This is a genomic window from Microbulbifer variabilis (assembly GCF_023716485.1).
Taxonomy (GTDB): Bacteria; Pseudomonadota; Gammaproteobacteria; order Pseudomonadales; family Cellvibrionaceae; genus Microbulbifer; species Microbulbifer variabilis_B.
Map to the genome: position 1 here is coordinate 4,078,977 of NZ_CP092418.1, position 22,084 is coordinate 4,101,060.

The window sequence follows — 22,084 nt, forward strand, 5'->3', positions numbered from 1 at the left end:
ATCCCTATCCGCTAAGCCCCTACAAAAAACACGGTTATTTGCAATATTAAAGCCGCATAAACGGCGGCCAGTATATCGTCGAGCATAATTCCGACGCCACCCTGTACCCACCGATCTGCCCAACCGATGGGCGGTGGCTTGGCGATATCGAACAGGCGAAAAAGTACGAAACCGTAAAGTGCCCAAATCCAGCCAGCCGGGGCCATAAACATAGTGAGCCAGTAGCCCACCATCTCATCCCAAACGATGCCCCCATGGTCATGTACACCGAGCTTCTTTGCCGCAGCGCCACATAAATAACACCCCACTAAACCCGTCACCACTAGGATTCCCAGGTACCAAGATGGGGGGAGATCTTTCATCAGCCACCAAAAAGGTATGGCAACCAGAGTGCCAAAAGTACCCGGTGCCTTGGGTGCCAGCCCCGAACCAAAACCAAAAGCCAGCAGCAGAGTAGGATCGCGCAAAAGCTCGGAAAAACTGGGGTTATGTATTCTCATTGTCTTATTTCCAAAGCCACCACCGGCACTTCCGGGCCAATACCATTTAAAAATGCTGATAGCCAGTGACCGCTGGCGACCAAGGGTTGCCATTATGCCAGCAGCGCACCCCGGTACTGCCCTCAATGAGGGTGCCGATAGCAGTTACTTTCAGGCCCAGTTGGTCCAAATCTGCAACCCGCTGCTGGGGAACGGTAAAACAGAGTTGGTAATCATCGCCACCGCCTGTAGCCAGAGCCATTGCTTTCTCTGCGGCAAGAGTTTGCGCCAAGGGAGAAACGGCCAATCGCTCCAGATGAATATCAGCGCTGACACCGCTGGACTCACAAATATGTCCCAGGTCCGCGAGCAGACCATCGGAAATATCCAGAGCCGCACTGGCCAACTCGGCAATCGCCGCAGCCACAGGGAATTGGGGTTCTGGATAATAGAAGGCGCGTTCACACTGCAACTGCACATCGGCATTCACCCTCTGCTCTCCCAGCACCACCGGCAGAGCGGCGGCAGCAGCACCTAGAGGACCGCTGACATAAACGTGATCACCGGGACCGGCACGGTCTCGGCGCAGTGGCGATTCCGTGTGTCCGATCACCTGAATGGTGATCGACAAAGGGCCCGCAGTGGTATCACCCCCGACCAGAGAAACACCAAACTGTGCCGCGGTCTGCAGCAGGCCATCGGCAAATTTGCGCAACCAAACTGCATCACTGTCAGGCAGGGTCAGGGCCAGGGTAAACCAGAGCGGGCGCGCATTCATTGCCGCCAGGTCACTGAGATTAACCCTGAGTGCACGCGCGGCAATAGCAGCGGGGTCCGCATCAGCCGGAAAGTGGCGGCCTGCCACCAGGGTATCCATAGAGGTGGCCAGCTGCCCCGAGGCGGGTGCCTGCAATAGAGCGCAGTCATCACCTATACCCAAAGCAACCCCTTCGCCCACAGGAGCACTGGCGAAAAAATCGCGGATAATTTCAAATTCGCCCGGCGCAGTTCCCATCAGCGTGGCTTCAGGACTTCTTGTCTGCAGCCACTTCCGCAGCGCGCAGGTCTGCAGCAGTCTTATCCAGGATGCCGTTGATGAACTTGAAAGCGTCGGTGGGGCCAAATTTTTTCGCCAGTGCCACTGCTTCGTTAATCACTACTTTGTAGGGCACATCGATGCGGTTTTTCAGTTCATAAGTGGCCATGCGCAGCAGGGCGCGGGACACCGGGTCCAGATCTTCCACTTTGCGATCCAGATGGGAGGAGTAAGCGCCTTCTACTTCGTCGAGGTTTTTGGCAACCCCGTGGAAGATATCGCGGAAATATTCCACGTCGGCTTTGCTCATATCGTTGTCAGTATGGAACTCGGCTTCAATCGCATTGAGGCTGGCGCCGGCCATTTGCCATTGGTAGAGCGCCTGCATGGCGTAGTGGCGCGCCTTGCGGCGGGCAGATGCAGTTACGGTCATTGTCTTTTCCGGTAGATACTTCTCAGAATGGGCAGCGCCGGCGCAACTGGCCGGCGCTGTGGCAATTAGATTTTGCCGAGTAGGGAAACCATTTCCAGGGCGGTTTCGGCAGCTTCACAACCTTTGTTGCCAGCCTTGGTGCCGGAGCGCTCGATAGCTTGCTCAATGGAGTCCACAGTCAACACACCAAAGGTCACCGGAATACCGGTATTCAGGGATACCTGAGCCAGACCTTTGGTGCACTCACCAGCGACATATTCGAAGTGCGGAGTGCCGCCACGAATCACCGCGCCCAGTGCAATAATCGCATCAAATTTTTTGGTTTCCGCCAGCTTTTGCGCGGCCAGCGGGAATTCGAAGGCACCGGGGGCGTAGTAGATGGTGATATCCTCATCCTTGATGCCCTTGCGGCGCAAGGTATCGAGGGCGCCGTCTTTGAGGCTCTCAACCACAAAGCTGTTCCAACGGCTCACCAGCAGCGCGTACTTACCTGTACTGCCGACAAAATCCCCTTCAATCACTTGAATGTTGCTCATAATGTCCAATCCGTATTTCTTTCCATACCCGTGCCATTTCAAATGCGCCGGGAAACATTCTGTTATTACTCTTCGACGTTCAAGTACTCTTCCACTTCCAGTTCAAAACCGGAAATAGCGCTGAACTTAAACGGCGCACTCATCAGGCGCATCTTGCGCACCTTGAGATCACGCAGTATCTGCGAACCGGTACCCACCTGCTTGTACACCAAGTCCTGGCTGGGGCGCTGCTGCTTGCCGCTGATCAGCCAATCGATACTCTCCTCGATTTCCTCGGTGGTCTCGTTATGACAGATCAATACCACCACACCTTTGCCCTCTTTCTCGATGCGCTGCATGGCGCGGCGGAAAGTCCAGGGGACAAATTTTTCATCACCGCGCTGAATCGTGAGCACATCTCGCAGGGTGTTGCCCACATGTACGCGCACCAGGGTTGGCTCCTCTGGCGTAGGCTCGCCTTTGATAAAGGCGAAGTGGCGCTCGCGGCGGGCCTTATCGAGATAGGTGCGCAGTTTAAACTCGCCAAACTCGGTACGCACTTTGCGTTCGTTGACGCACTCCACGGTTTTCTCGTTGAGCGCGCGGTAAGTAATCAAGTCGGCAATGGTGCCGATCTTCAGGTTGTGCTCTTTCGCGAACTTTTCCAGATCCGGGCGGCGTGCCATGGTGCCATCGTCATTCATGATTTCAACGATTACCGCGGCCGCCTCGAAACCCGCCAAGCGGGAAAGATCACAGCCTGCTTCAGTGTGGCCGGCACGGCTCAGTACGCCACCGGGCTGGGCCATAATCGGGAAAATATGTCCGGGCTGAACGATATCGCTAGGTTTGGCATTTCTATTTACGGCGGCGCGCACGGTACGCGCACGGTCCGCAGCGGAAATACCGGTGGTTACCCCTTCGGCAGCTTCGATAGAGACGGTGAAGTTGGTGCTGAACTGGGCACCGTTATCCCGCGACATCAGCGGCAGGTCCAGCTGCTCACAGCGCTCCTTGGACATGGGCATACAGATCAGACCGCGGGCATGGGTAGCCATAAAGTTAATATCTTCGGCGCGCACCTGCTCCGCTGCCATCACCAGGTCACCCTCGTTTTCGCGATCCTCATCGTCCATCAGGATCACCATTTTGCCCTGGCGGATATCGTCGATCAGTTCTTCAACCGTATTTAATTCCATTGCTAACTCTGGATAAATTAATCAATTGCAAATTGAGCGGCTTTCCCTGCAGTTACACTCACCCGCCCTCACTGGCGCGGCATGCCGGGATAAAGCCAGCTAGCGCTTGTAAAACCCGTTCTGGGCGAGAAATTCGAGTGTCATACCACCGTCGCTGGATTTGGCCGCCTCCTCGCCAAGAAGCAGGCGCTCCAGGTAGCGTGCGATCAAGTCCACCTCAAGATTGACCCGGGTGCCAGCTGCGTAGCCCTGCATAATCGTTTCCTGCAGGGTATGCGGCACAATGGTGAGTTCAAACTCAGCGCCGTCCACCGCGTTCACAGTAAGACTGGTACCGTCGACAGTAATCGAGCCCTTGTGGGCAATATAACGAGCCAGATTATCCGGTGCGCGTAGGCGAAAACGCTCGGCACGGGCCTCAGATTTACGCCACACCACCTCGCCGATACCGTCCACATGGCCGCTGACAATATGGCCGCCAAGGCGGGTTTGTGGGGTCAATGCCTTCTCCAAATTGACCCTATCCCCGCGCTTCCAACTGCTGACACTGGTGACATCCAGCGTCTCCGCGGAAACATCCGCCCAATAGCCATCACCGGGCAGCTCCACTACGGTCAGACAGACCCCGTTTGTGGCGATACTATCGCCAAGCTGTACATCGGCGAGGTCCAGCTTGCCGCTCCTAACGCGCACGCGCAGATCACCACCGCGCGGCTGCAGATCGGCAATCTCGCCAACCGCTTCAATAATTCCAGTAAACATCAGCGCTCGATATCCGTGGTTGCGGTGATGCGCCAGTCGTGGCCGACCGCGCGCATATCGGTAATCGTAATCGGCAGCACCGAGCCCATACGCTCGATGGGCAATTCAAACAGCGGCCGCGCCGTGCTGCCGAGCAGCTTGGGCGCCAGATAGACAATCAATTCGTCTACGTGACCCCGGTAGAGAAACTCACCGGAAAGGATCGCACCGCTTTCTATCAATACTTCATTGCATTCGCGTCGGGCCAACTCTTTGAGCAGGGCAAGCAGGTCCACCCGACCGTCCTTGTCCTGAGGTAAAACGACAACTTCGGCACCCGCGTTTTCCAGTCGCTGACGGCGCTCTGGATCGGCGCGCTCAGTAGTGCATACCAGTGTGGGGGCGTCCCCCTGCAAAATAAAGGCCTTTGCCGGCGTGCGCAGCTGGCTGTCGACAATAACGCGCAGGGGCTGAACTTCTGCAGCCTGTTCCGCTTCGAGCAGCTCCAGCGCCATCTCATCGGCGCGCACATTGAGATTCGGGTTGTCGAATCGCACAGTCTCTACGCCAGTTACCACTGCACAGCTGCGCGCACGCAGACGCTGCACATCGGCGCGCGCAGCCGGGCCCGAAACCCATTTGGATTCACCGCTGGCCATGGCGGTGCGACCATCTAAACTCATCGCAGATTTGCTGCGCACCAGGGGTAACCCCAAGGTCATACGCTTGATAAAACCCGGGTTGAGCGCGCGGCAGCGCTCTTCCAGCACTGGCCCCTCTACCTCAATGCCCGCATCGCGCAGTTTCTGCAAACCGCTTCCGGCAACCCTGGGATTCGGGTCTTCCATACCGTATACCACGCGGGCGACACCGGCCTGCACCAGTGCCTCGGCACAGGGACCTGTGCGGCCACTGTGGCTACAGGGTTCAAGGGTCACATAGACGATGGCGCCGCGGGTTCGCTCGCCCGCATCGCGCAGGGCTTCTATTTCAGCGTGGGGTTCGCCAGCACGCTTATGCCAGCCCTCGGCAATTACTTTGCCATTAGCATCGGTGATCACACAGCCGACCCGGGGGTTCGGCATAGTGGTATAGAGACCGCGCTCCGCCAGCTGAATAGCACGGCCCATCAGTGCCTGGGCACTCTCTACAGCCATTTGACTCATTGCGTTTGGTTTTCCTTACTGGTCAGGCGCTCAATTTCTTCACTGAAGTCGCTGACATCTTCAAAGCGTCGATACACCGAGGCAAAGCGCACATAAGCGACCTCATCCAGCTCGCGCAACTGCTCCATAACCAGCTCGCCAATGGCCCTTGCGGGCAACTCGCGCTCACCCGTTGCGCGCAGTGCATGCTTGATTTGGGAGACTGCGGATTCCACCCGCTCGATACTGACCGGGCGCTTCTCTACCGCGCGCTGGATGCCCGCGCGCAATTTGTCTTCATTGAAGGGCTCGCGCTGGCCATTTTGTTTGATCACCCTGGGCAACAGCAGCTCTGCGCTTTCAAAGGTGGTGAAACGTTCATGGCATTCGAGGCACTCGCGCCGGCGGCGCACCTGATCGCCCTCCGCCACCAGGCGGGAATCAACTACTTTGGTTTCTTCTGCGCTGCAGAAAGGACAGTGCATGTGGGATCGTCCCCAGGGGAATGGAAAATGGGCCGCAGTTTATCACAGCCGTTGCCCCCTGTGACTGCACCACGCACCGCTGCGGTGCAGCACACCGTGATACAGCCATAAAAAAAGCGGCTCACCGAGCCGCTTTTTCCAGCAAAGCTAAATTAGGCTTTCTTGTACACAGGAAACTGTGCACAGATCTCCAGAACTTTTTGCTTCACATCGGCAATGGTGGCTTCAACATCGCCGCCTTCCAGTGCGTCCAGGATATCGCAGATCCAATGGGTCAGCTGCTGGGTTTCCTTCACGCCGAAACCGCGCGTGGTAATCGCCGGAGTACCGACACGCAGACCACTGGTAATGAAGGGGGAACGCGGGTCATTAGGCACCGCATTTTTATTCACCGTGATATTGGCATTGCCCAGGGCCTCATCGGCATCTTTACCGGTGTATTCCTTACCGATCAGGTCCACCAGCATCAGGTGGTCATCAGTGCCGCCAGAAACGATATTGATACCGCGGTCGAGGAAAGTCTCCGCCATAGCGCGGGCATTCTCTACCACCTTCTTCTGATAAGCCTTGTATTCTGGGCTCATGGCCTCCTTAAAGGAAACCGCCTTGGCCGCGATAACATGCATCAGCGGGCCACCCTGACCACCAGGGAATACCGCGGAGTTCAGTTTTTTCTCGATCTCTTCGTTGGCACGGGCCAGGATAATGCCACCGCGCGGTCCGCGCAGGGTCTTGTGAGTGGTGGAGGTCACCACATCGGCGTGGGGAATCGGCGATGGGTATTCACCAGCGGCAACCAGACCGGCTACGTGGGCCATATCTACAAACAGATAGGCACCCACTTTGTCGGCGATTTCGCGGAAACGCGCCCAATCCATGACTCGGCTATAGGCGGAAAAACCGGCCACGATCATCTTGGGCTTGTGCTCCAGAGCCAGACGTTCCACTTCCTCGTAATCCACCTCACCGGTTTCCGGGTTCAGGCCGTACTGCACCGCATTGTAGATTTTGCCAGAGAAGTTGACGCGGGCACCGTGGGTCAGGTGGCCGCCGTGAGCCAGGCTCATACCCAGCACGGTGTCGCCGGGGGCGCACAAGGCTTGATATACCGCTGAGTTGGCCTGGGAGCCAGAGTGAGGTTGTACATTGGCGTAATCCGCACCAAACAGAGCCTTGGCGCGCTCAATCGCCAGGGTTTCCACTTTATCCACATACTCACAGCCACCGTAGTAGCGTTTGCCCGGATAACCTTCTGCGTACTTATTCGTGAGGCTGCTGCCCTGGGCTTCCATGACTTGTGGGCTGGTGTAGTTCTCGGAGGCGATCAGCTCAATGTGGTCTTCCTGGCGAGAATCCTCTTCGCGGATAGCTTCCCAGATTTCGGGATCGTAAGAAGCGAGCGTGACAGATGAATCAAACATGGTGTTCCCTCGGTAATGCGGGCTGAGTAGAGACTGGTGTAACTCGGTACCACTGTGCTCAGGCCTTGCAACTTGGCCTCAGGCGCCAATAGGCCCCACTGACTACTCAAAGAATCCTGAGCATTTTAGAAAGGCGCGCATTGTACACCAAGGTCACAGGGATTGCGCGAAAACCAAAATCCGGCCAGTTAGCCGTGTTTTGGACTATTGATTGCCTTAGAAATGAGCAATTCAGGGGCCGGACTCATAAGCCACCTCTTTAAATGCTTGTTTTACTCAAATACCTTGTCACTGCTGGCCCTTAAGCTAAGCCAACACCAAAACCATACTAGGATCACCAGTCACTGCCTCATTCTCACACCAGTGACCTATACCCGCCACCAGCTTGTGTGGACCGGTAGAACACCAATAAAAATGTATGGCCTATCCTCCTATTGATTTAACCGTTGATCCCTGTGATAAGAGTGCACCACAGCACTCAGTCTACAAAATAAAAGTGATGACTTAATACTCAAACCCTGCGCGGCAATTAACATGACTTGAGCCCAATTTCATTATTTTACAGCCTTTGTATGACTCTAACTCGACAACTGGTTTTGGATAATTTTTAAAATGGTGCCCTTTAATTTCTTTACTGCGCCAAAATCCTCAGGTTGTACCACTTTTTTTTCGCTACTTGATCCACATCAATTCCTCTCTCGAGTCTGCTGGCAACAATAAGCTTCGAAACTGATCGCGGAGGTCTGGGATGAACAACATCTACCGACAACTCTGTTTAGACCATAAAAATATGCAGCAAATGCTCAATGCCTTTGAGCGCTTGCTACAGGACCTTTTTGGAACTCATGAGCGGGACCCTAACACCCTCTCTCTGATTCTTGACGCACTGGATTATTTTTCTGTTTACCCAGATAAATATCATCATCCGGTAGAAGACTTGATTCTTGCTCGCTTGCTGACCAAACCTGTGCATGACCGAAGTGCTATTTATGAAGCGCAGATGCAGCACGAAAAAATTGCTGCAACCACCAAGCATATGTGTGCACTTTTCTATGCCGTAGCCAATAACGCCATGGTTGAGAGGAGAGTGTTACAAGGAGCTAGTAATAGCTATTTGCAGTTACAGCGAAATCATATTGAGCTGGAAAATTCTGCGATTTTCCCTCAAATAGAGCAATATCTACAGGTAGAAGACTGGAAACAAATTTACAGACAGGTCAAGCAGTTAAAAGATCCTTTTTTCGATAAAAACACCAGAAATGTATATGAATCTTTACGCGAATATCTGACTCAACCAGAAACACCCTCACAAGTTTTTGCTTAAGATGACCGGGTCATTTCACAAACTATAAAAAGGAGGAGACATGAAAATCAAGCGTCACGGAATCTCCATTGGCATGGAAAGAATTGATGATGATTTCTTCCTGTATATCAAAGCTGTTGGGCAGTTGACCCATGAGGACTACGAATATATAACGCCTTTGCTAGAGTATGCTCTTGAGGGCGTTAAAAAACCACAGGTACAAATGCTGATTGACTTGCGGGATTTTGAGGGCTGGGGTCTGCACGCGATTTGGGATGAATTCAAGCTAACCCTTAAACATGGCAATGAATTCTGCCGCATTGCTGTACTTGGGGATGAAGGCTGGCAACAGCTGGCCACCAAAGTTGGAGGATGGTTTGTAAGTGGCGAAGTGCGTTACTTTGAGAAGCAGCACGAGGCCATGGACTGGCTGTCACAAGCACTGGAAGAAGTAGAGAAAAAAGGTGCAGAAAAGGAATTAGCTTTCTCCACACACTCCTGATAAGTAGTGGATTCCGGGGGCGTTTTCGCCCCCTTTTTTATTTTTTAATGCTCAAACCCTTATCCTTTCCAGAAAATTTTCGGCACTTCAAAGACTTCTAAACCTCGCCCTCATAACCACAGTGGGTTCCCGCTATTTCACTAAGCCCCAGTAAATTTTGAATCTGCACTACCCTGCCATTTACTTGGATAACCCCCTGCTTTTGAAAGCGAGTAAACAGACGACTCACCGTTTCTGCAGTTAATCCTAGGTAATTGGCAATATCTGTACGCGACATTGAAAGGATAAATTCATTGGGGGAATAACCGCGACAGGCATAGCGACTGGAAATATTCATAAGCAATGCGGCAAGGCGAGTATCTGCAGAACGCTTGCCAAGCAGCATTAAAATTTCATTCTCCTTGCGCAACTCTTCGGAAAAAATGCTGTAAATCTGTTGCTGCAGGGCCGGAACCTGTTGCGCCAGTACTTCCAGTTGAGCAAAAGGCAGGAGACAGACACTGCTGTCTTCTAACGCCTCGGCATAGCTAGAGTGAACACGGGTACTATAAGCATCGAGGCCAAGTAATTCTCCCGGCAGGGCAAAATGTGTTATCTGGGTATCACCATCTGCGGCAATTACTACATTTTTAAAACTGCCAGAGCGAATCGCGTAGAGATTTTGAAATGAATCGCCAGCCCGGTAGAGAGATTCCCCGGCCTTAATGACCTTCTTTTTTCCAGTGACCTGTTCGAGGCGATCAATCTCTGCCAGAGACAGGCCCGCAGGCAAACAGAGACGCCTGACAGAGCAATTACTGCAACTTACTGCCACTGGTGAATCAGCCATACCCAAATCGCCTTTTAACAATATAGGAAAATTGTAACGGCATTATTGAAAAGCGTCGCCACTCAGAAACAAAACACTAAATATTAAAAAATTAGTATCGAGGCTAACCATCTTTATAAAACAAGGGACCAATATATACTACGTTTACACAATTTCAGACATTACTCTTCTACATAAAAATAATGACTAGCGGGTGCTCCTGGGCTTATCTAAATAAACAAAGCCCTGCGAAAAAAATGAACTTTTCGGTAAATCATTGATTGGCAGATAACAGGGTATCTATCACCATTTTCTGCTGAGCTTTACCACTTGGATCTGCATGCGTTTTATAAGCACAAAATTCATTGGCCCAAGGAGAAGTACGGACCCGAACCGGTGGATCTTCACTTTCAACAACATCTAAAACTACCTGCGCCACCTGCCCGGCACTCTGATAAAGACGGGCCGTTTGTTCTGGTGTGCGCCTCTGGATACCACTCAGATATTGTTCGAATAAGCCCTGGTAATCTCCTTCTGGCACACCACCATCCACTTGCAGTTGAGATAAAACACTGTTGGCAAATTCAGAGTAAATGCCGCCAGGTTCAACCGCAGTGAATTGAATGTTAAAGCTGGGCTGGATATAGCTAGCCATAGCCTCTGTGTACCCCTCTACAGCAAACTTGGCAGCACAATAAAGTTCATTAAACGGCTGCCCCACTAACCCGCCCACAGAGGAAATGTTGATAATCCGACCGCTGCGTTCCTTTCGCATATGGGGGAGTACTGCCTTGGTGCAACGCACTACCCCGTGGAAGTTCACATCCATAACCCACTGTGTCTCTACCTCTGAGGCCATTTCGGTGGTTTTCACAAAGCCGGCACCGGCATTGTTAACCAAAATATCGATACGCCCCTGCTCCTCAATAATGGTATTCACAGCATGTTGAATACTTCCTGCATCCTGCACGTCTAGCGCTAAAACGTTGAGCTTGTGCCCAAGCCCGGCATCTTTCAGCAGTGGGCCCGCTTTGTCCAAATCCCTCATGGTGGCGTAGACAACATACCCCCGCTTCGCCATTTTGGTGGCCAAACTCTGTCCCAAACCTGTAGATGTTCCCGTAATCAGTACTACCTTGCCCATAGGTCCACTCCAACACTCAGAAAAAGTACACTGCCTGGTGTATGTTACACCTCTAACTCACAAAGTAAACCGCCTGGTTTACACAGCTGTAGTCTTGCGGCTTCACCAGCCATGCCCGGGCCGGCAGGTTAGCGAATGGCTTTTCAGCCATAAGGAAGAAGCTGTTACCATTACCGCCAATTTTTCCGGCTGTTGAATCGATGCCTCCGGCCCGGGTAACAGCTCCCACACTTATCTTCAATACAGTTATTACTATGAGCATCGCCGATCTGGATTTTATTAAGACTCTCCCCAAGGCAGAGCTGCATTTGCACATTGAAGGCTCGCTGGAGCCAGAACTAATGTTCGAGCTTAGCCGGCGCAATAAAATTGAAATCCCCTTTTCCAGTGTTGAGGAAATTAAGGCTGCCTATAAGTTTCACAACCTGCAGTCCTTCCTGGATATTTACTACCAGGGAGCCTCGGTCCTTATCCATGAACAGGACTTTTACGATCTAACCATGGCCTACTTGCTGCGCTGTCGTGAAGATAATGTTGTGCACACTGAAATTTTCTTCGACCCCCAAACCCATACAGAAAGGGGTATTGATATCGGTGTGGTTATTCGGGGCATCCACAGCGCTCTAAAAGATGCCGAATCTGAGTGGGGAATTAGTAGCCACCTGATTCTCTGCTTCCTGCGCCACCTGAGTGAGGAAGAGGCCATCACTACTCTAAAAGCCGCCAAACCTTACCTGGAATTTATTAAGGGTGTTGGCCTGGACTCCTCAGAACTGGGACACCCCCCCAGCAAATTCCAGCAAGTCTTTGCTATGGCTAAAGAATTAGGCCTGGAGAGGGTCGCTCATGCGGGGGAGGAAGGGCCAGCTGAATATATTAAAGAAGCCCTGGATTTACTCGATGTAAGCCGCATAGATCACGGCGTGCGTTGTGTGGAAGACGAGGCTCTGATTGAACGACTTATCGATCGGGAAATTCCCCTCACCGTATGCCCTCTGTCCAACACTGCACTATGTGTCTACGACGATATGAGCCAACATCCCATATTACAGTTATTGGAGCGTGGGCTCTGTGTCACAGTAAATGCGGATGATCCGGCCTATTTCGGCGGTTACGTTAACCGCAATTACCAAGCACTGAGTGAAAGTCTTGGTATGACCAAGAAACAGGCAAAAAAGCTGGCTATTAACAGCTTTAAAGCCAGCTATATTTCTCAAGCCCAACAACAAAAATGGGCGGAGGTTATCGCCGCTATTTAATTAATGCGACCCTAACGCAAATAATTTGAAAAATGTTATAGGGCCTGCTAATTATTTAGCCTGGGCCTTTTTAATCAACTAAGCTTATCAAACTTTGATAGAGTGCTTAATCAGTCTTCATCGTAACCGTAATGGGTTCCGGCCAGTTCACTGAGACTGATCATATCCATTATTTCCACCGCCCGACCACTTACCTTAATCAGTTTCTCTTTTTGAAAACGCGAAAATAATCGACTTACGGTTTCTGCAGTTAACCCAAGGTAGTTGGCAATATCTGTGCGCGGCATAGACAACACAAATTCACTGTGCGAATAACCGCGACGGGCATAGCGGCTGGAAATATTAATCAGTAAAGCCGCTAAGCGGGTATCAGCCGATCGCTTGCCCAACAGCATTAAAATATCATTTTCCTGGCGCAGCTCTTCAGAAAAAATACTATAAATCTGCTGCTGCAACGCGGTGACCTGATTAGCCAGTAATTCCAGCTGGGTAAAGGGCAACAGGCAGACACTACTGTCTTCCAGCGCCTCAGCGTAACTGGGGTGTACGCGGCTACTATAGGCATCCAGCCCCAACAACTCTCCTGGCAGGGCAAAATGAGTGACCTGCGTATCGCCATCCGCTGCGATAACCACAGTTTTAAAACTGCCTGAACGAATAGCGTAAAGGTTTGCAAAAGGATCACCGGAGCGATACAAGGTCTCACCGGCTTTTACAATTTTCTTACGGCGCGTAACCTGCTCTAGTCGATCGATATCTGCTTGAGATAACCCCGCAGGCAGGCATAAACGTCTAACCGAGCAGTTGCTGCAACTAACCGCTACTGAGGAATCCATCATACTAAACCAGTCGGTAAACTAATTTGCGGCTATTGTACCCGCTGTGAAGACAATCGTCTCCTGTAGAACATTAAAGAACACGAGAATATTGCGCATCAGTTTGCTGACTGTGTAAGTAAATATCAAAAGCCGAGGCAACATTGCGTACAAACCAGCGCCCCTGCTCCGTGACGGTGATCTTTTTTTCATCCTGATAAATAAGACCATCCTCAAACATGGGTTCCAGTCTTTTGAGCTCCTGGAAAAAGTATTGATTAAAAGGTACGCCAGTGCGACGCTCAACCTCAGTTTTATCCAGGCTTAACCGGCACATCAGTTCAGTAATAACCCACTGACGCAACTTATCTTCATCACTCATTAACCAGCCTCGACAGGAAGCATTACCCCGCTCAGTCACGGCCTGGGTATATTCTTTCAGACGGTGCAGGTTCTGCCAGAAACCATTACGGCTGTAGCTGATTGCCGAAGCCCCCAGTCCAACTAACGCATCGGCGGGCATTAATGTGTAGCCTTGGAAATTTCTCTGCAACATCCCTGCATGAGCAGCCTTGGCCAGCTCATCTCCCGGCCGGGCAAAATGGTCCATTCCCAGGAATTCATAACCGGCCTGGCCCAAGTGCTCTACCGCAGCCAGCTGCATTGCTACTTTTTCTGTGGCGGAGGGAATTAGTTCCGTATTGATAAGACGCTGGGCTTTAAAACGATGGGGTAAATGCGCATAGTGATAGAGGGCAATACGATCCGGCTGTAAATTTAGCACCTTGTCCAGGGTGCTGTGCAGACTGCTGAGGTTTTGTTTGGGCAAACCATAAATCAAATCATAGGAAATAGATTCGAAGCCCCGCTCACGCGCCGCAACCGTTAATTCAGTCACCTGGTCGGCACTGCAAATTCGGTTGATGGATCTCTGCACCTCGATATCAAAATCCTGCACGCCCAGGCTCAAGCGATTAAATCCGAGCTCTCTTAGGGTATCCAAGGTCTCCAGCTCCAAGGTGCGTGGATCGGCTTCAATGCTGTACTCCACTCCATCGCCCGGGCGTAAATCAAAAATCTCACCCAGTCCTTCCATCAAGCGGCGCATATCTCCATCGCTGAGAAATGTGGGTGTACCACCTCCCAAATGCAACTGGGTGACCGGTACCTGGGCCACCTTGTCCCGATACCAGCGAGCTTCCTGCAAGAGGTTATCCAGATAGCTGGAGGCGAGACCGTATTGGGAAGTAATTACCTTGTTGCAAGCACAGAAATAACAGAGAGAACGGCAAAAGGGGATATGCACATACAGGGATAAGCTGCGAATATTTTTAAGTGCATCCCAAGGTTTGATGCTGCCATCCAGAGGTTTAAATCTATCGGCTGTGGGATAAGAGGTGTAGCGCGGGCAGGGGCCACTGTATCGGGATAACAGTTGTTCTGATAGACCACCTATAGTGCTTTTAGTCTCTTGCATCATATTTCCACAACCTCAATCAATTGTTTGCGACAGCCTCCCGCACAAACTAAAAGGCAGTCGCCGAGCTCCCACGGGGAAAACCGCAACGACTGCCACACCCCAAAACTAGAGTGCTGCCACCTTAGAAGCGGTAGCCGAGACCCGCCATATAAACCAGCGGATCGATATCTACTTTAGCGGTGACATTACCCACACCAGGTACCTTTACAGTGGCGTCGGTATCAATATCCATCCAGAACACAGACATATTAAACAACCAGCGCTGATCTGCGCCGAAGGCGAAGTCGATACCCGCTTCAGCCGCCAGACCGAAGGAATTATCGAGAGATAGCTTTGCGTCGTCAGTAGCCCCTAGGGTTTCAAAGACCGCATTAGCAGTACTGCTGATTTCCTCATCGAAGAAAGCGGTGTAATTCACCCCCAAACCAATATAAGGCTGGATCGCGGACTGAGTATCCATGGGATACCACTGCACCAGCAAAGTAGGCGGCAGATGCTTGGTTTCACCCAGCTCAAAAGTTTCACCCAGACCTTCAGCTTGAATCTCATGCGTAAAAGGGGTGGCGGCTACTAGCTCAAGACCCCAGTGATCACGGAACATATACACACCGGTTAGGCCCAGAGCGGAGCCGTCATCCACATCTACCCCGGTGCCGTCTTGCTTAGCTCCACCAACATAAAGCGCGCTGGAACTGGTGTCGGGCGCTACTGTGGCCATACCACCGCGCAAAATAAAGCTGCCCTCTTCGTAGGCCAGTACCGGTGCAGAAAGTACGGCGGTCAGGGCGGCTGTCGCACAAGCAGTTATACGATTCATTAACTTCTCCATATAGCGATTTAGCATTTTTCCCGACTTTGGAAGGCCCCCTCCAGGCACAATCACAAGTCGCAGGCAGGTTAACCGCTGGCCGCAATCGTGAGCTTGATCCAAATCAAGCTGTAGAATTTCGCGGAATTAAAAGCAGCGTATTGCCCATAACGCTTGTCTGGCCAATCATCAGATGGCCTTCCGAGCGGGGCAGCGAAGATAGCGATAGGGGGGTAATGAAGGAACGGCTAGGGGGCTAGTAATTGGTACCTATTGCCAATTTTGCGAACTGGTCCAAATTTTTAACGTTAGGCGACACTGAAGCAAAGCTCCCTCTCCGGTACTGGCCAGAAACAATCAACTGAGGAGGGAGCGCGCGGAAGCTAGATATCTACCAGGTCAGACCACCTGCCGGGCGGCGGAACATATTCTGGATACTGGAGAAATCCAACTTCTGATTTTCATCGCTGGCTCCATGTAGCTGATAAAGGTTTTTTGCCAGAGCCCCCATAGGCGTGGAAGAGGCACTGGTAGCTGCAGCATCCATGGCGAGCCCCAGGTCTTTCAACATTAGCGCCACGGTGAAACCACCAGAGTAACCATTTGCCGCAGGTACATTCTCCATAGCACCTGGGTAGGGATTGTAATTGGACAGAGACCAATTGTTGCCAGAGCTCTGCATCATGATCTCGCTCAGGACCTTGGGGTCCAAGCCTTTGTCGACCCCCAACTGCAGGGCTTCGGCGGTACCGGTCATATGGATAGCCAGAAGCAGGTTGTTACAAATTTTTGCCACCTGCCCTGCCCCAGCCGAGCCGGCGTGAAAAATCTTGGCGCCCATCGCCTGTAACGGCTCCCGCGCAGCATCTACTGCCGCTTCTTCACCTCCACACATAAAACACAAGCTACCAGCCTGAGCTGCCGCGGTACCCCCTGAAACTGGCGCATCAATGGCGAGTAGGCCCCTCTCAGATGCGGCCTCATTTACCAGGCGGGCATCTTCCGCAGAGATGGTTGAGCAATCGATAACCAGAGTATTCTCAGCCAGGTGATTCAGCAGCCCCTCTTCTCCCAGGTAGAGGCTTTTTACCGCCGCACCACTGGGCAGCATTGAGACCACAATAGCGGCCCCCTCAGCCGCCTGCAGCGGGGACTCACAAGGCGTGCAACCATCTTTTTGCGCCTGCACCAGAGCCGTGGGATTGAGATCGAAAGCCGCCACGCTATACCCGGCCTTCACCAAGTTGGCCGCCATAGGGCCACCCATATTCCCCAGACCAAAAAAGGCTATCTTTTCCATAAAAGCCACTCCATATTTTGTTGTTGGTATCCCGTGCGTAAAGCGGCCCGGGTCGCTTTATAGATCCGCAAGCGGATGCGCTCCGCCCCAGGGCGCGCTAAAGCAGCTCTCCAGCTGTTGCGGGCTAATCTCCTCCAAGCTCTGAGGCTGCCACTTTGGCGTACGATCCTTATCGATCAATAGAGCCCGCACCCCCTCCTTCAAATGGCCACTGGCACAGAGGTTTACCGCGAGCGCCAACTCCATCCGAAACACATCGGCCAAAGAAAAGTGGCGCGCTCGACGCAACTGCTCCCATACCACCCAAGGGGTCAGTGGCGAACCACCGGCCAGGGTGGTGGCGGCGCGCTGCAACCATTTATCCACCCCTTGATAGGCGCTGATTGCCGCGCAAACCTCCGGCAGGCTGGCAAAGTCCGTGAGCTGTTGAATCTGGTCGTAGTGTTCGCGCAACTGAGACTCCGGCCGCTGCAAGGGAGAGAGCTCGCAACTCTTAAGGCAGTCACTAATTAGACGGTGGTTAATTGCGTTACCGGCTGAATAATCCAAGTCAGCCAGTGCCGCCAACACGGTCTCGCGTTGGTCCTGCGCAATAATTCGGTCGGCCATACCGGCAAACAGGGCATCGGCCCCATTAAACTGGGCCCCTGTCAGCCCCAAAAAAAGACCCAGGCGGCCCGGCATACGGTTCAGGAACCAGCTTCCACCTACATCGGGAAATAAGCCGATAGTGATTTCTGGCATCGCCATACGCGTGGTTTCAGTCACAATACGATGGCTGGCACCGGCCATAATGCCGATACCACCCCCCATCACAATACCGCCACCCCAGACCACGATTGGCTTGGTATAGGTGTGTATTTGGTAGTCCAGACGATATTCGCGCGAGAAGAATTCGGTCGTGTAACGATATTCCGGCGGCTCACCGTAGGCGGCCGATTGCTCGTACAGTGCCACCACATCGCCCCCGGCACAGAGGGCTTTATCACCACTGCCATCTATCCATACGGCGGCCACCGCATCGTCATCAGCCCATTGATCTAACTGGGCTGAGAGCAGATCAATCATCTGCAGGTTGAGCGCATTGAGCGCCTTAGGCAGGTTGAGGGTCGCGATCGCCAGTGCGCCGCGCCGAGAGAACAACACCGGGGAGTCCTGATCCATTGCTATCTGTCTTATTGCTCTTGTACTAATTAGCGTCGCAGTTAAGCACATATCAGATTCAACGTCAGCCACACGCGAGTACAGCGGCGACAGCCACAGGGGTGCAGTTGCACTTTTTACGCAAACTGATAAGTTGCGCGCAAAATCTGAGCGATTGCAACACCCAGTTACGGAACCCCAAATGGCTGAATACGTATACACCATGAACCGGGTGGGCAAAGTAGTGCCCCCCAAACGTGAAATTCTGAAGGACATTTCCCTTTCCTTCTTCCCCGGCGCCAAAATCGGCGTACTCGGTCTCAACGGCGCAGGTAAATCCACCCTGCTGCGCATTATGGCTGGGGTCGATCAGGACTTTAACGGCGAAGCCCGCGCAATGCCCGGCATCAAGGTCGGCTACCTGCCCCAGGAACCGCAACTCGATGCCAGTAAGAATGTGCGCGGCAACGTAGAGGATGGTGTACGCGAAGCCATTGACGCCCTCGCCGGCCTGGAACAGGTCTACGCCGATTATGCCGAGCCCGACGCGGACTTCGATGCCCTGGCTAAGAAACAGCAACAGTTCGAAGACATTATCCAGGCCTGGGACGCCCACAACCTGGAGCACCGCCTGGAAGTCGCCGCAGACGCACTGCGCCTGCCGCCCTGGGATGCGGACGTAAACAATCTGTCCGGCGGTGAAAAACGCCGTGTGGCCCTGTGCCGCCTGCTGCTGTCCCGCCCGGATATGCTGCTTCTCGACGAACCCACCAACCACCTGGATGCAGAATCCGTATTCTGGCTGGAGCGCTTCCTGCACGATTTCACCGGCACTGTGGTAGCCATCACCCACGATCGCTACTTCCTCGACAATGTTGCCGGCTGGATTCTGGAACTGGACCGCGGCCACGGCATCCCCTGGGAAGGCAACTACACCACTTGGCTGGAACAGAAAGAAAAGCGCCTGGAGCAAGAGCAGCGCGGCGAACAGGCCCGCGCAAAAGCTATGCAGAAGGAGCTCGAGTGGGCTCGCCAGAACCCCAAAGGCCGCCAGTCCAAGAACAAAGCCCGCCTGTCCCGTTTGGAAGAAATGCAATCCCAGGACTTCCAGGCCCGCAACGAGACCAACGAAATCTACATTCCGCCCGGTGAGCGCCTCGGCGACAATGTGATTGAGTTTAAAGAGGTGAGCAAAGGCTTCGGCGAACGCCTGTTGATCGACAACCTGACTTTCCGCGTACCCAAGGGCGCGATTGTCGGTATTGTCGGCGGTAACGGTGCCGGTAAATCCACCCTGTTCCGTATGATCAGTGGCACCGAGCAACCGGACTCTGGTGAAATCAAGATCGGTGAAACCGTCAAGGTCGCCTACGTTGAACAGGGCCGTGAGAACCTGGACGACAGCAAGACCGTCTGGGAGGCCATTTCAGACGGCCACGATATGCTCAAGATCAACAACTACGAAGTGGGCTCACGCAACTATGTAGGCCGCTTTAACTTCAAGGGCAGTGACCAGCAGAAGCGCGTAGGTGAGCTCTCCGGCGGTGAACGCGGACGCCTGCACCTGGCCTATACCCTCAAGCAGGGCGCCAACGTACTGTTGCTGGACGAACCCTCCAACGACCTGGATATCGAAACCCTGCGCGCCCTGGAAGAAGCCCTGCTCAACTTCCCCGGCTGTGCCCTGGTAATCTCGCACGATCGCTGGTTCCTGGACCGCGTTGCCACCCATATCCTCGCCTATGAGGGTGAGAGTGAAGCGGTCTTCTTTGAAGGTAACTACACCGAGTACCACGAAGACTTTGTGCAGCGTAAAGGCGAAGATGCCACACCGCATCGGATGCATTATAAGAAATTGAAGACCTGAGATTTACAAGTCGGTTTGACCAAAATTTCTATCAGTTAAGCTCTTTTGACTATATAGAAATAAAAACCGGAATCCCAAACAGGTATTCCGGTTTTTTCATTTAATCAATTACTAGTTACCATTCACTCAGAAACATTCCTAGCTAGTGTTAAAATATTCATTTTTAATTCCCATAGCTGATTTAAATTTCCCTACATGAGTCATGGATTTGATTTCATCAGCCTGGAAAAAAGCCTCATAGCAGGATTTTAGAAAGCTTAGAAAGTATGCCCGGCACTGGAGAGTTGAACAGATTTTTGCTAGGTAATTGGCACCGTTTGGGCGTTAATTGGGAATGCTATATATCCTATTATGCACCTTTTTTCTATATTGCATGGATGTTAATTATATTAAAAGAAGTAGTGAAATAGCTTATAGTAGATTACGCAACTCATTGAGTGTCAACATACTACTTCCAGGCGACAAAGAAGGTAACGGCTTTTGGGTCAGCAGCTATTATGAAAACTTTGGTAGTCCATTCACCTACTTGTTTTGTCTATGGCTTGCGGGTCGCTGCTTAGCGCCGGTAGCGTTAGAATACACCTTAACAACATGCTATTGAGGAATACCGGAGCTACCTGAAAATCGATTTCATGGGTTTACTGATGAACGGAGAAAAGATAATCCCATCTTTCTTTGTCCTATGACTGTTCCTCGTGAAGATGTTGTACCACTTTCCAAAATACTCAGGAAGGCCATGTCACTCACAATCGTGCTTGGCAAGTTCATAAATAGCGTTAATGATTTATATACTAGATATCTTTGCGGTTTCCATAAAAGCAAATTCCATCAAAATTGGTATTAACAGATCCTAGTATGAAACAAAAGTGCAAAACCCACCTTCACATTATTCGGCACAAAAAGTCAATTAGCCATCTTCAGGGCCGGCGCGCTTTGAAAATATAAGCGTGGAGATATGGTATTGACCAAGCAGGTTACCACCTCCCCCAAACATAATTAAAATTTTTAACATAACGTTTATATGCCAAATGGTAACATTTTTAACCAACAGCCTTTGAAGAAGCCTTATTTTTAGAGGTGATGGCATAGAATTGTTGTCAACACCACTACAAATCTCACTGAAATGGGCCAGAAAAGCACCCTATAAAACTATTAAAGCAGCCCTTCCCTGACCCAAATACTATTAAGCTAAGGCTAAAGCCGCAGGCGGGGGAGGCTCAACACCCCCTCTGGGACCTGCCTGAATATCAGTTTCGACTTGCATTATGTTTCTCCTTACAAGTTGTAGTTTATAAATGTGCTAACTATGCCTGGCCATCCAATAAAAGAACCAAGCACAACATAGCTTACCCCGACCACAGGCCGATAATCCAACAAAATCTTATTATTCTGAGGGAACAATCACAATTTACCAAGCCCGTTTACTTCATGCTCAGCATGCCTATGACACTTAGTTAGTACAAACCAAAAACATATACATCTGTACCATTTTCATAAACAGGCATCGTCCTATTGACACCCCCAGATTAAAAAAATAAAACAACCACATAGAACCTTAAACTACAACACCGAAAAATATAAAATAAGGCACCACAAAAAATCACCCCAAGCTCAAAAAATAAAAAAACACATCACTTTACACACAGAATACAGCCAAAGATATTTTGAGCTCACTAAAAAACACACAAAATTTATAATCAGCACACTCAGATCAAGTTAAGAACAATAAAAATCCTTCACTACAAAAACAAAAGATAAGACCACAGTAAACTACGACACCCAAGGCCACCTCAAAAAAATAATTCAGACACCTCACAGAAGGGATATTTTCGCCTTTAAAAAATTGATGCATACATTGCAATCAAACTTATAGAATTGCACCACCCACTAACTCCGAGGGAAAACATGGCTGAATTATGGTGATAACATAAAGATAACTTAGCCAAGACACCCACTACAAAAGAGCAAGAAAAACCGCAAAAAGCATAAATAAAACTTCTGAAGCAGCTTGACATGCAATTTCAACCAAACAGGAGGAGCCCTTTCCATGACAGCTTAGCAACAAGTACAATAGGAACTGAGATCTCGAAAAAAATGAGGCAATATTTTAAATTGAACTGCGATAATTGATCAAAAAAATGCCACGAAGGAGACATCCTTCACATGACATGTAAGTCAACAAAAATTCATTTGTTAACACA

At 51.4% G+C, this 22,084-nt stretch carries 21 protein-coding genes; 4 read left to right on the forward strand and 17 right to left on the reverse strand.

Annotation, left to right across the window (positions count from 1 at the left end):
- Nucleotides 1-11 precede the first annotated feature (11 nt).
- From MJO52_RS18060 to glyA, 9 genes are all read right to left on the reverse strand, one after another.
- Nucleotides 12-500, reverse strand: a complete 489-nt coding sequence (locus MJO52_RS18060; RefSeq protein ID WP_252083349.1) for a phosphatidylglycerophosphatase A family protein — start codon at nucleotides 498-500, stop codon at nucleotides 12-14.
- Nucleotides 501-546: 46 nt separating this feature from the next.
- Nucleotides 547-1,494, reverse strand: coding sequence for a thiamine-phosphate kinase (gene thiL / locus MJO52_RS18065; RefSeq protein ID WP_252083350.1), 948 nt, complete (start codon nucleotides 1,492-1,494; stop codon nucleotides 547-549).
- Nucleotides 1,495-1,504: 10 nt separating this feature from the next.
- Nucleotides 1,505-1,948: a transcription antitermination factor NusB gene (gene nusB / locus MJO52_RS18070; RefSeq protein ID WP_152454909.1), complete on the reverse strand. Its 444-nt coding sequence runs from the start codon at nucleotides 1,946-1,948 to the stop codon at nucleotides 1,505-1,507.
- 65 nt (nucleotides 1,949-2,013) lie between these two features.
- A complete protein-coding gene (gene ribH / locus MJO52_RS18075; RefSeq protein ID WP_152454910.1) occupies nucleotides 2,014-2,484 on the reverse strand; it encodes a 6,7-dimethyl-8-ribityllumazine synthase in 471 nt (156 codons plus the stop codon).
- 65 nt (nucleotides 2,485-2,549) lie between these two features.
- The gene (ribBA, locus tag MJO52_RS18080) at nucleotides 2,550-3,662 is read right to left on the reverse strand and encodes a bifunctional 3,4-dihydroxy-2-butanone-4-phosphate synthase/GTP cyclohydrolase II (protein ID WP_252083351.1); all 1,113 of its coding nucleotides are present in this window, start codon (nucleotides 3,660-3,662) and stop codon (nucleotides 2,550-2,552) included.
- Between the two features lie 99 nt (nucleotides 3,663-3,761).
- Nucleotides 3,762-4,424: a riboflavin synthase gene (locus MJO52_RS18085; RefSeq protein WP_252083352.1), complete on the reverse strand. Its 663-nt coding sequence runs from the start codon at nucleotides 4,422-4,424 to the stop codon at nucleotides 3,762-3,764.
- The gene (ribD, locus tag MJO52_RS18090) at nucleotides 4,424-5,569 is read right to left on the reverse strand and encodes a bifunctional diaminohydroxyphosphoribosylaminopyrimidine deaminase/5-amino-6-(5-phosphoribosylamino)uracil reductase RibD (RefSeq protein WP_435583625.1); all 1,146 of its coding nucleotides are present in this window, start codon (nucleotides 5,567-5,569) and stop codon (nucleotides 4,424-4,426) included. Before ribD ends, MJO52_RS18085 begins: the two co-directional genes overlap by 1 nt.
- Nucleotides 5,566-6,033, reverse strand: coding sequence for a transcriptional regulator NrdR (gene nrdR / locus MJO52_RS18095; RefSeq protein ID WP_252083353.1), 468 nt, complete (start codon nucleotides 6,031-6,033; stop codon nucleotides 5,566-5,568). Before nrdR ends, ribD begins: the two co-directional genes overlap by 4 nt.
- 152 nt (nucleotides 6,034-6,185) lie before the next feature.
- Entirely contained in the window at nucleotides 6,186-7,454 is a 1,269-nt protein-coding gene (gene glyA / locus MJO52_RS18100) for a serine hydroxymethyltransferase (RefSeq protein ID WP_252083354.1), read from the reverse strand.
- A gap of 748 nt (nucleotides 7,455-8,202) precedes the next feature.
- On the opposite strand from glyA, the gene MJO52_RS18105 reads away from it, so the two are divergent.
- Nucleotides 8,203-8,778 carry a hemerythrin domain-containing protein gene (locus MJO52_RS18105; protein ID WP_252083355.1) on the forward strand — a complete coding sequence of 192 codons (576 nt, stop codon included), beginning with the start codon at nucleotides 8,203-8,205 and terminating at the stop codon, nucleotides 8,776-8,778.
- Nucleotides 8,779-8,818: 40 nt separating this feature from the next.
- Entirely contained in the window at nucleotides 8,819-9,259 is a 441-nt protein-coding gene (locus MJO52_RS18110) for an STAS/SEC14 domain-containing protein (protein ID WP_252083356.1), read from the forward strand.
- Nucleotides 9,260-9,356: 97 nt separating this feature from the next.
- Here MJO52_RS18110 and fnr (MJO52_RS18115) read toward each other — a convergent pair whose 3' ends face one another.
- The 3 genes from fnr (MJO52_RS18115) to MJO52_RS18125 all read right to left on the reverse strand — a co-directional run bounded on the left by fnr (MJO52_RS18115) (nucleotide 9,357) and on the right by MJO52_RS18125 (nucleotide 11,440).
- Nucleotides 9,357-10,088, reverse strand: a complete 732-nt coding sequence (gene fnr / locus MJO52_RS18115) for a fumarate/nitrate reduction transcriptional regulator Fnr (protein WP_252083357.1) — start codon at nucleotides 10,086-10,088, stop codon at nucleotides 9,357-9,359.
- Nucleotides 10,089-10,341: 253 nt separating this feature from the next.
- The gene (locus tag MJO52_RS18120) at nucleotides 10,342-11,211 is read right to left on the reverse strand and encodes an SDR family oxidoreductase (RefSeq protein WP_252083358.1); all 870 of its coding nucleotides are present in this window, start codon (nucleotides 11,209-11,211) and stop codon (nucleotides 10,342-10,344) included.
- 52 nt (nucleotides 11,212-11,263) lie between these two features.
- Nucleotides 11,264-11,440 carry a hypothetical protein gene (locus MJO52_RS18125; RefSeq protein WP_252083359.1) on the reverse strand — a complete coding sequence of 59 codons (177 nt, stop codon included), beginning with the start codon at nucleotides 11,438-11,440 and terminating at the stop codon, nucleotides 11,264-11,266.
- A 25-nt stretch (nucleotides 11,441-11,465) separates the two neighbouring features.
- Between MJO52_RS18125 and MJO52_RS18130 the strand changes: the two genes are divergently transcribed.
- Nucleotides 11,466-12,470 carry an adenosine deaminase gene (locus MJO52_RS18130; protein ID WP_252083360.1) on the forward strand — a complete coding sequence of 335 codons (1,005 nt, stop codon included), beginning with the start codon at nucleotides 11,466-11,468 and terminating at the stop codon, nucleotides 12,468-12,470.
- Nucleotides 12,471-12,580: 110 nt separating this feature from the next.
- Here the strand turns inward: MJO52_RS18130 and fnr (MJO52_RS18135) are convergent, their stop codons facing one another.
- From fnr (MJO52_RS18135) to MJO52_RS18155, 5 genes are all read right to left on the reverse strand, one after another.
- The gene (gene fnr, locus MJO52_RS18135; RefSeq protein ID WP_252083361.1) at nucleotides 12,581-13,309 is read right to left on the reverse strand and encodes a fumarate/nitrate reduction transcriptional regulator Fnr; all 729 of its coding nucleotides are present in this window, start codon (nucleotides 13,307-13,309) and stop codon (nucleotides 12,581-12,583) included.
- Nucleotides 13,310-13,379: 70 nt separating this feature from the next.
- Nucleotides 13,380-14,762 (reverse strand): oxygen-independent coproporphyrinogen III oxidase, encoded by a 1,383-nt coding sequence (gene hemN / locus MJO52_RS18140; protein WP_252083362.1) that lies wholly within the window; start codon nucleotides 14,760-14,762, stop codon nucleotides 13,380-13,382.
- 124 nt (nucleotides 14,763-14,886) lie between these two features.
- Nucleotides 14,887-15,582 (reverse strand): OmpW/AlkL family protein, encoded by a 696-nt coding sequence (locus tag MJO52_RS18145; protein ID WP_252083363.1) that lies wholly within the window; start codon nucleotides 15,580-15,582, stop codon nucleotides 14,887-14,889.
- A gap of 382 nt (nucleotides 15,583-15,964) precedes the next feature.
- The gene (gene mmsB, locus MJO52_RS18150) at nucleotides 15,965-16,873 is read right to left on the reverse strand and encodes a 3-hydroxyisobutyrate dehydrogenase (RefSeq protein ID WP_252083364.1); all 909 of its coding nucleotides are present in this window, start codon (nucleotides 16,871-16,873) and stop codon (nucleotides 15,965-15,967) included.
- A 57-nt stretch (nucleotides 16,874-16,930) separates the two neighbouring features.
- Complete coding sequence (locus tag MJO52_RS18155) at nucleotides 16,931-18,037, reverse strand: enoyl-CoA hydratase/isomerase family protein (protein ID WP_252083365.1); 1,107 nt, start codon at nucleotides 18,035-18,037, stop codon at nucleotides 16,931-16,933.
- A 181-nt stretch (nucleotides 18,038-18,218) separates the two neighbouring features.
- Here MJO52_RS18155 and ettA point away from each other — a divergent pair, with 181 nt between their 5' ends.
- Nucleotides 18,219-19,883, forward strand: a complete 1,665-nt coding sequence (ettA, locus tag MJO52_RS18160) for an energy-dependent translational throttle protein EttA (RefSeq protein ID WP_252083366.1) — start codon at nucleotides 18,219-18,221, stop codon at nucleotides 19,881-19,883.
- Nucleotides 19,884-22,084: the final 2,201 nt, after the last annotated feature.